We start from the raw sequence: 9,219 nt of genomic DNA, 5'->3' as shown, positions 1-9,219 counted from the left end.
TCCGAGGCCAATCCCTCGAAGATCCTGGCAAACACGCCCATCTCGCTCCAGCGCTTCCACCGGTTGTAGAGCGTCTTGGGCGGGCCATACTCCCGGGGCGCATCGCACCACCGCAACCCATTGCGGTTGATGAAGATTATGCCGCTCAGCACGCGCCGGTCATCGACCCTCGGCTTACCATGGCTCTTGGGAAAGAACGGCTTCAGCCGCTCCATCTGTTCGTCCGTCAGCCAGAAAAGATTACTCATGATGCCCCCACCTGTTTGGGAGCGTGAATCACGCCGACAGGACGGCATCAAGAAAATTAATGGGTCCTGACCCTAGTTCATGCCTGCTTTTGTATGCATGCCGGGGGGCGCGTCCGCGGACTTGGGTCTGGCAGCCATTCAGCGAGCTGTCCTGCGGCCCGGGTCAGGTACAGCGGGTCAGGAAAAGACCGGGCAGCAAGGTCCAGACCGTGGCTGTCAGCGCGACGACTGCAAGCGTCGTGACCAGCATGCGCAATCTGGGTGTCGATGACTTAAGCACCCAACCCAGCGCCAACGCTTGCAGCATCAAGGCAGCCGCTGCCGCCGCCAGCAAGATGCCTCGACCAGCCAAGCCTTGCGGGCCCGCAGCGCAGAGCCACCCATTCAACCCATAGATCGCGCTGAAGCTGGCAAGCCATGTCGTCAGGGGCAGGGCGATGCGCAGCAGGTCCCCCATCAGACAAACCCCGGAATGGCTGCGGCGCCAATTCCGATCACGGATACGCCGACAGCATAGTCCGACCACAGGACGGTGATCCGGTGCAGGCCTGGGCCAGTGCGGGGGTCATGCCCTGCAACCCGGGTCATGCCGTGAAACACGGCCGTCACGAAGGCGATGAATTGGTGCAGGATGGCATAACCGACTAGCACCCAAACGGTCGCCGCATAGGCGTGAACGGTCGGATCCGGCATGCTGCGCAGCACCAGCACGCCACTGGCGCCCATGACGATCATCGCCGATCCCTGCAGGATCCAGAGCCGCGCGTATCGGGCCGCGATGACCGCCAGAACTGCTCCGGTTGCCAGGATCGCGATTGCATGTGGTCCGGGCTGCGCCCAGACCTGCGGTGGCCAGTTGGGCGCGATGGTCCAAAGGAAGGCATAGCCGAACAGCAGCGATCCGAAGAACGTCCCGTCGGCCAGCAGCAGGAACAGCGACCCCCACCAGCCGGGGGGATGGGCGACCTCGGATGCGACGGGCAGCGACAGCCCTCGTCCGACGGGCAGCGGGCCTTCGGGGGTGCGCCTCTGCAGCCCCCACGCCCAGACAAGCGCGCAGCCCAGCACCCCCACGGCCGCGACGGGCACCAGCCAATAAGCCTTGATCAGCATCCCCAAGAAGAACAGCCCCGTCACCGCCGACATCAGGATCGGCAGGGCGGTATTGCCGGGAAAGACGACGATGTATTCGGGCGCTCCGGTGGCGGGTTCCACGGTCAGCGTCTCGCGCCGGTTGCGGGACGGGTCGCCCAGATACCCCTCGCCCCGCGCCAGCTGGACGGGCAGGTCGGGCGTGTCCCACAAAGGCTCGCGTGAGGTGATCTGCGGCAGGCTGGCGAAGTTGTAGGGCGCGGCGGGCGTCGGCATCGCCCATTCCAGCGTGCCCGCACCCCAAGGGTCGCGCGACCCGCGGATCGCCACGGCGGCATTCACCACCACGTCGATCAGCACCAGCGCAAAGCCGATCGCCATGACGAAGCTGCTGACCGAGGCGATGATGTTGATCACCTCCCACCCCTGCCCCGGATCGAAGGTGTCGATGCGGCGACGCATGCCCAGCAGGCCCGCCCAATGCAGCAGCAGGAAGGTGCCGTGGAACCCCGGCACGATCAGCCAGAAGGCCGTGTTGCCCAGCTTGAAGAAGGTCTTGCGGCCCGTGACATGCGGCATCCAGTAATACAGCGCCCCCAGCATCGGAAAGACGAAGCCGCCGATCAGCACGTAATGCAGATGCGCCACGATGAAATAGGTGTCATGCGCCTGCCAGTCGAAGGGCACGACCGCAACCATCACCCCCGTCAGCCCGCCGATCACGAAAGTCGCAAAGAAGGACAGCATCCACATCATCGGCAGGTGCATCTGCGGACGGCCCTTGGCGATGGTGCCGATCCAGGCGAAGATCTGCACTGCTGTCGGCACCGCGACCAGCGTCGAGGCCGCCGAGAAGAAGGCCAGCGCCAGATGCGGGATGCCGGTGGTGAACATGTGATGCACCCACAGCCCGAAGCTGAGCACCGCCAGCGACACCGCCGAGGCGATCACCCATTGATGCCCCAGCAGCCGCGTGCGCGACATGACCGGCAGGATCGTAGAAATGGCCCCGGCGGCGGGCAGGAAGATGATATAAACCTCGGGGTGGCCGAACAGCCAGAAGAGGTGCTGCCACAACAGCGCATCGCCGCCATGGGCCACCTGGAAGAAGGGCAGGCCGAAGGCGCGTTCCAGTTCCAGCAGGATCGACCCCAGGATCAGCGGCGGAAAGCCCGTCAGGATCATCACCGCCGTCACAAGTGCATACCACGCGAATATCGGCATGCGGGCCAGCGACATGCCCGGCGCGCGATATCGCAGGATGGTCACCGTGATCTCGACCGCCGCCGAGATAGCCGAGATCTCGACGAAGGTGATGCCGATCAGCCAGAAGTCCGAATTGATGCCGGGCGAATTGATCGCGGATGACAGGGGCGGATACATGAACCAGCCGCTGTCGGGCGCGATCCCCGCCAGCAGCGAGAAGATCATCATCGCGCCGCCAAAAACATAGCACCAGAAGCCGTAGGCCGTCAGTCGAGGGAAGGCCAGATCACGCGACCCCAGCATCTTGGGCAACAGGTAGACGGCCAGCCCCTCGAACATGGGGATGGCGAACAGGAACATCATGATGGTCCCGTGCATGGTGAAGATCTGGTTGTAATGTTCCGGCCCCAGGAATGCCGATCGCGGGCTGGCCAGCTGGGCGCGGATCAGCATCGCCAGGATGCCGCCCACAATGAAGAAGAAGGCCGAGACCGCCATGAACATCCGACCAAGGTCGGTGTGGTTAACCGAGGTGAACCATCCCCTCCAGCCGGGGTCGGACGCCCAGATGCGCGACAGGGCGCGATGCCGTTCGAGGGCGTTCATGGCGCTTCCCCTTGCAGAAAAGCCTGCCAACCGGCCGCGTCGTGGGCGATGACCGTGAAGCCATGACCGCGATAGCCGGGGCCGTTATACTCGGCCGACAGGCCGGCGTATTCGCCGGGCTGTGCCGCTTCGATCCGCAGGGTGTTCACATGCCCCGGCACGGCGTCCAGCTTGCCTGCCAGACGCGGCACCCAGAAGGCATGGACCACATCGACCGAGGTGATGGCCACATCCACCGGGCGGCCCGCGGGGATGTGCAGCCGGTTCCGCGTGACCGCGCCAGGGCGGTCGTCATATCCGAACCGCCATTCGTATCGCCGCGCCTCTGCGGTGACGACCAGGGTATCGGGGCCTTCGCGCGGCAGCAGCCGTTCCCCTATGAACAGCCCGTATGCCAGCAGTGCCCACAGAACTGTCATGGGAAAAGCAAGGCCCAGCCAGATCACGAAGCGGCGTTCCGACACCGCGCCCTCGGGGCGGCGCCATGCCCAAAGGACCAGTCCCGCGACCAACAGCGTGATCGCCACCGAACCGATCAGCAGCACCCACCAAAGATCGGCGATCGCGGAGGCGGCGGGGCCGGCGGGATGGACCGTCGACAGCCTTTCTTCGCAACCAGCCAGCATCGCGGGGGTTAGACAGGCAAGGGACAAGCGCAGCAGGGGGCGCCGATGGAACGAAAGATGGTGCAAAAGGAACCCGAGGAGTTGGTCGATCCTATCCTCGATTATCCGGGTTACGACCGGACCGAGACGACGGTCGGGATCTGGGGCCACCCACTGCACGCCATGACCGTGGCATTCCCGGTCGCGCTGACATTCTGCACTTTCGGGGCCGACATGCTCTACTGGTGGTCGGGAGAGCTGTTCTGGGCGCGCGCGGCGATCTGGGCGGCGGGCACGGCATTCGTGTTCGGGCTGGCAGCCGGGGCGACCGGAACGGCGGAACTGCTGCTGGTCTCGGGCATCCGCATCCGTGCACCTGCCTGGACCCATTTCGTGATCGCGGTAATGCTGCTGTCGATCCTGGGGGCCAATTGGGGCTATCGCCTGCAGGGATACGAAGAGGCGGTGCTGCCCTACGGCATCCTGCTGTCGGGCTTTGCGGTGATCGTCGTGATGGTCACGGGCTGGCATGGCGGAAAACTCGTCTTCGATCATCGTCTGGGCACATCGAAAGGCAATTGATTGCCCAAGGGTTGCTGCAGCCAATCGGGCAGGGGGATCTGGCCAAGATCCGGCTTGGCCAGAACCAGAAACAGGATGCCGGTGATGGGCAGGGTCAGCAGCAACAGCGGGAGGGTCGGGTGCGGCGTCTTATGAACGCCTTGCCGTTCGGCCTTGTCCACAAGGACATAGCCGACCCAGACATGAAACCCGACCAGCGCAGCGACGAAGACCAGCTTGGCGAACAGCCAGGTGACGAAGACCCCCCGAACAAAGATCAGCCCCGTGCCCGAGCCGATTGCGATGACGGCGGCGGGAGTGATGAAGAAGGCATAGGCGTAATGAGTCGCCTTCCTGATGCGCGCGTAATCGGCCTGACCGATGGCGGGGTCGTGCCGCGCAAGCATCAGGGGCAGGGCGAAAAGCCCCGCGCACCAGATCAGCAGCATCGTGACATGCAGCGACTTCAGATGCGGGACGATGGGTTCGAGCATGCTCATGCCGTCGCCGCCAGCCGCCAGCTGCGCCGCGCCTGTATCGCGATGATCGCGGCATAGGGGATCATCGCCGGGACCCACATAATCAGCCCGCCCAGCTGCTGATCGGTCAGCGGGCGCATCCCCCACGCCAATGGCGCAAGCTGATGCGCCTGATACAGCGGCTCGGGGGCGAAGGTCAGGATCGCGCCCAGCATCCCCATCTGGATCAGCCCGGCAAGCGACCACAGTATTGTCTGCGCGGATGCACGATGCGACAGCACCGCGCCCCAGAACAGCGTGGCCGACCCGAGAAGGCTGATCTGCATGATCCAGTAGACTCCGATGTCGCGCAGCGCCAGATCATAGGCGGCGGGCAGATGCCACAGCCACAACAGGGCGGTCGATATCGTGAAATTCAGCCCCATGCTCGAGGCCCGCAACGGCAGCGCTGCCGCCAGCAGGGGGGCGGCCACCGCGACCAGAAGCACATGATGCACGACGCGCGCCGAAAACAGTCCGACCGACATGGCGCAGAGCGGCGACACGAAGACCACCAGCAGGACCAGCATCGCGGGCGTTCCGCCTGGGCGATGTCTGACGGTCAGCCACCCGACAGCCATCACGGCCAGCAGCACCGGATCCAGGTTCCAGGACCGCAGCGCTAGCTCGGGGGGCGGGGCGATCCCGCAATAGCTTCCGGGCAATATCGTGATCGGCATCGTCCTGGGGCCCCGTGGAATTGGTGCGCATCAGGTAACACAATCGCGAGCCGCCCGATTGGTTTCCCGAAACGCAAGGTTTCGCGGAAGCAGCCTTCGGGCAGCTAGTGGGCGGGCAGGGGGCTGGCATCCTGACCGCAATCCAGAGGCTCCTCTTGGACAAATCGCGGGAGCATGCCGATCGCTGTCGCAGCCGACAGAGCCGCTGCGCCAAGGAACATGGCGCTTGATGAGAACGCGTTCGACAAAAAGCCCGCAAGCGCAGGTCCCACGATGCTTCCCATCGCAACCGCCAACAGCGTTGCGGTGAAGCTGAACGCGGGCAGCTCGGGGAACAGGCGCTCGGACCAGAAGGCCAGGACCGCGCTCATCATCATGACGAAGATGCCCTGCGATGCGGATGCGGCCCCCACGCCGATCCAGCTGTTCGGGGACAGCGCGATCAGCGCCAGCGACAGCGCCGATACCAGCAGCAGCCCACGCACCAGCAGCGGCAACCCGATCCGGTCCTTGATCGCGGCAGTGCCAAGCGCGGCCAGCCCCGCGATGCCATAGATGATGAACATCACCGCGGGCGATCCTCCGTCGGGCAGCCCGGCCAGCCCGCCTGCCTGGGCTACGCTGTCCGTCGCGAAAGAGATGTAGATCGTCGTCGTGATCCCGAAGGACAGCGCCGTCAGATAGAGCGGCAGGGCCGGCATCACGCAGATCGCGCGCCAGTTCGTCCGCCCCCGGCCCGGATTGCCCGCGACATCGCGCATCGCGACCCAGTTGCCGACCAGCGCGGCCAGCCCGGCCCCTGCAAAGGCGATCCACGCGATCCGCCAGGAAGCCCCGCCCAGCATCAGCGCCAGCGCGACTGCCCCCGCCATGGCGGCCCCCAGGCTGGTTCCCGTGCTGACGATGGACAGTGACCGAGAGCGCAGGCCCTCGGTCACCTGCTGATGCACCGCGTTGTTGTAGGGGGACCAGCCGAAGCCCGCGCTTGTCATGGCAAGGATCACGCCAAGGGCCAGGACGCCCGCATTCGACGCCACCGCCACCACGATCATTCCGATCGTAGCGAAGGTCAGCCCGACGATCACGGGCAACCTTGGGCCGCGCCACGCGGTTGCCGCATAGGCCCCGATCAGGCCCAGCAGGAATCCTGCGAAGCCGCCCGCGGAAATGAGGCCCGCGACGGTGGTGCTGATGCCGAAGGCTTCCTTGAACTGTGCAAGAAACAGCCCGAAGCCCATGCGGGCAGGGCCATAGCTGATCGCGGTGGCAGCGAAACCTGCTGCCGAAAGCTTGAGGAATGGTGACATTGCAGGAACTTTCGAGGGATTTGCATTCCCCGCGCAACACTCGTTTGTGCCAGCCGTTCCATCGCGGTTCCCGCGGCCGATCAGCGGTCCTTCCGGCTTTGCGGACCGACTTTCCGGTTTTTCAACAACTTATCCGCATCCGTGCATCGGCATGAAACCGCCGGGATAAATCTATATTTGTCTACGGAACGACGCGGGAATTTCTGCAGTTGCTGCAATGTGAAGACGGCCGGCAATCACCAAACCTGACCCGTAGGAGAATGACCGATGTTCCATCATTCCAGCAAGCTGCAATACGAAGTCCGCGTGGACCGTCCCGATCCGCAATTCGCCAAGTATCTCCAACAGGCCATCGGCGGCGTCGAAGGCGAGATCCGCGTCGCCATGCAGTATTTCTTCCAGGCCATGGGCGCCCGGGGCGATGCGAAATACCGCGACATGCTGATGATGACCGCGACCGAGGAACTGTCCCATATCGAGTTTCTCGGCCATGCCGTCGCCCTGAACCTGGAAGGCGCGCCGCTGACCGTGCAGGAGGAAGCCGCCAAGGACCCGATCGTCAATGCGATCATGGGCGGGGCGAACCCGCGCCACATCCTGTCCTCGGGGCTGTCGGCCATGCCGGTGAATGCGAATGGCGTCCCCTTCGACATGAGCCATATCTATGCCACCGGCAACCTGGCCGCCGACATGATGGCCAATGCCACCGCCGAAAGCGGCGGGCGCGTGCTGGCATCGCGGCTGTACAACATGACCGACGACAGCGGGATGAAGGACATGCTGTCCTTCCTGATCGCGCGCGACACGATGCACCAGCAGCAGTGGCTGGCCGTGATCGAGGAACTGGGCGGCTGGGAAAAGGCGCTTCCGGTGCCGAACTCGACCCCCGAGGAACACGAGGCGATGGAGCATTCCTACTACTTCCTGAACACCTCGCTGGACGAGCCGACGCCGGAAGGACGCTGGACGTCGGGGCCGTCGTTGGACGGGCGCTCGGAGTTCTCGATCCGCGAGCGCCCCGAGCCGCTTGGCCAGAAGCCCGATCTGGGCAAGGCGCGTCCCCATAGCGGCACGCAGATCGAACAACAGTAACCCTAACCGAAACCGGAGGCTGCCATGACCGACCCGAACGCCACATCCCACCGTGATGACAAGGGCGACAAGCTGGATCGGTCGGCGGCCGAAGGCGGGTTGCCGTCCGATACCGACTATCTCCGCACCCAAGGCAAGGAGCAGGGGCAGCTGGTGGGCATCGCGCTTGCCGCCCCGATCATCGCGATCGTCGTCATCGTGATTGCCGCGCTGTGGGTGTTCCTATGAAACCTTCGTATCAAGGATGACCGACATGGCCACGACCACAGGAACCGAGCATTATTTCGGCGATCTCGTCACCGATCTCATCTATCTGGAGTATGACGCGATCGCCGCCTATGACAGCACGATCGAGCGTCTGAGCGACGCCGAACTCGCCGCCCGCGTGGCCGAGTTCCGGCAGGATCACCTGTATCACCTCGAGAAACTGCGCGACATCGCGGCGTCCATCAATGCCGACATCCCCGAGGGTGGCGACATGAAGCAGATGCTGACCACCGGCAAGATCGCGCTGGCGGATCTGATGGGCGACGGAGCGATCCTCAAGGCGATGCGCACAAACGAAGAAGACACCGTCACCGCCTATGATCGTGCGCGCCAGCACGGAGATGCGGTACCTGCATCGCGAGAGTTCTTCGAAAAGGCGCTGGCAGATGAGAAGCGGCATCGCGCATGGTTCGAAGCTGCGGCTGAACGCACTTAAGGCACCTGCCTCGTTCGCTGATTACGCATGCAAACCGGGCTTTGGGTGGGTGCGGCGCGTCGGCTTAAAGCGGAACTTGCCAGCCTCGAGTGTCGTACGGGTCGATAGACGTGACACTAGGATCACCTTTATCGTCTCTGCGGTTCGAATATTGCGAAAGGCCCGCTTTGGTCCTGCGAGTTTGCTTCCGGGTCCTAGGTGTTCAGTCCCGGCATCTGGTGGATAGGGTTCAAGACGAATCTGTCTGAACCGCTCCGGGTTTGCCGGAGGCTCCAACTCCTGAGTAGGATGGAGCATCATGAGCAAGACGACGAACAAATTTTCCCCCGAAGTGCGTGAGCGTGCGGTGCGCTTGGTCCTCGACAATGAGGGCCAGCATGGATCGCGCTGGCAGGCCGTCATGTCGATTTCCGCAAAGATCGGCTGTGCGCCCCAGACCTTGAACGAGTGGATCAAGAAGGCCGAGGTCGACAGCGGCAAGCGGGCTGGCATCCCGACCGACATGACCGAGAAGATGAAGGCGCTGGAACGGGAGAACCGGGAGCTGCGTCAGGCAAACGAGATCCTGCGCAAGGCGAGCGCATATTTTGCGATGGCGGAG

Annotated in this window: 12 protein-coding genes; 5 read left to right on the top strand and 7 right to left on the bottom strand. The window is 64.0% G+C overall.

Annotated features, from left to right (window positions below; genetic code table 11):
* The 4 genes from F804_RS0114945 to F804_RS0114930 form a co-directional block, all read right to left on the bottom strand.
* Positions 1 to 248: IS5 family transposase (locus F804_RS0114945; protein ID WP_022708549.1), on the bottom strand; the 248-nt coding region annotated here is incomplete at its 3' end.
* Between the two features lie 163 nt (positions 249 to 411).
* Positions 412 to 705, bottom strand: a complete 294-nt coding sequence (locus tag F804_RS0114940) for a hypothetical protein (protein WP_022708548.1) — start codon at positions 703 to 705, stop codon at positions 412 to 414.
* Positions 705 to 3,152, bottom strand: a complete 2,448-nt coding sequence (gene ctaD / locus F804_RS0114935; RefSeq protein WP_022708547.1) for a cytochrome c oxidase subunit I — start codon at positions 3,150 to 3,152, stop codon at positions 705 to 707. Before ctaD ends, F804_RS0114940 begins: the two co-directional genes overlap by 1 nt.
* Complete coding sequence (locus F804_RS0114930; RefSeq protein ID WP_022708546.1) at positions 3,149 to 3,778, bottom strand: cytochrome c oxidase subunit II; 630 nt, start codon at positions 3,776 to 3,778, stop codon at positions 3,149 to 3,151. The genes ctaD and F804_RS0114930 overlap by 4 nt, the downstream gene beginning before the upstream one ends.
* A gap of 45 nt (positions 3,779 to 3,823) precedes the next feature.
* Between F804_RS0114930 and F804_RS0114925 the strand changes: the two genes are divergently transcribed.
* A complete protein-coding gene (locus tag F804_RS0114925; RefSeq protein WP_022708545.1) occupies positions 3,824 to 4,339 on the top strand; it encodes a DUF2231 domain-containing protein in 516 nt (171 codons plus the stop codon).
* On the opposite strand, the gene F804_RS0114920 is transcribed toward F804_RS0114925, so the two are convergent.
* The 3 genes from F804_RS0114920 to F804_RS0114910 form a co-directional block, all read right to left on the bottom strand.
* Positions 4,309 to 4,818, bottom strand: a complete 510-nt coding sequence (locus F804_RS0114920) for a CopD family protein (protein WP_028726046.1) — start codon at positions 4,816 to 4,818, stop codon at positions 4,309 to 4,311. The two genes, F804_RS0114925 and F804_RS0114920, sit on opposite strands and share 31 nt — an antisense overlap.
* Entirely contained in the window at positions 4,815 to 5,516 is a 702-nt protein-coding gene (locus F804_RS0114915; RefSeq protein WP_022708543.1) for a cytochrome c oxidase assembly protein, read from the bottom strand. Before F804_RS0114915 ends, F804_RS0114920 begins: the two co-directional genes overlap by 4 nt.
* 104 nt (positions 5,517 to 5,620) lie before the next feature.
* The gene (locus F804_RS0114910) at positions 5,621 to 6,823 is read right to left on the bottom strand and encodes an MFS transporter (protein ID WP_028726044.1); all 1,203 of its coding nucleotides are present in this window, start codon (positions 6,821 to 6,823) and stop codon (positions 5,621 to 5,623) included.
* Between the two features lie 267 nt (positions 6,824 to 7,090).
* On the opposite strand from F804_RS0114910, the gene F804_RS0114905 reads away from it, so the two are divergent.
* The 4 genes from F804_RS0114905 to F804_RS0114890 all read left to right on the top strand — a co-directional run.
* Positions 7,091 to 7,915, top strand: a complete 825-nt coding sequence (locus F804_RS0114905) for a manganese catalase family protein (RefSeq protein ID WP_022708541.1) — start codon at positions 7,091 to 7,093, stop codon at positions 7,913 to 7,915.
* 24 nt (positions 7,916 to 7,939) lie between these two features.
* Positions 7,940 to 8,143, top strand: a complete 204-nt coding sequence (locus F804_RS0114900; RefSeq protein ID WP_022708540.1) for a hypothetical protein — start codon at positions 7,940 to 7,942, stop codon at positions 8,141 to 8,143.
* Between the two features lie 25 nt (positions 8,144 to 8,168).
* On the top strand, positions 8,169 to 8,618 hold the full coding sequence (locus F804_RS0114895; protein ID WP_022708539.1) for a DUF892 family protein: 450 nt from the start codon (positions 8,169 to 8,171) through the stop codon (positions 8,616 to 8,618).
* Positions 8,619 to 8,916: 298 nt separating this feature from the next.
* Positions 8,917 to 9,219, top strand: a 303-nt coding sequence (locus F804_RS0114890; RefSeq protein WP_040596085.1) for a transposase, incomplete at its 3' end; no start/stop codon positions are given.

This window comes from Paracoccus zeaxanthinifaciens ATCC 21588 (genome assembly GCF_000420145.1).
GTDB lineage: Bacteria > Pseudomonadota > Alphaproteobacteria > Rhodobacterales > Rhodobacteraceae > Paracoccus > Paracoccus zeaxanthinifaciens.
Note: the sequence above shows the minus strand (reverse complement) of the source record. Positions and strands in the feature narration are given on the sequence as shown.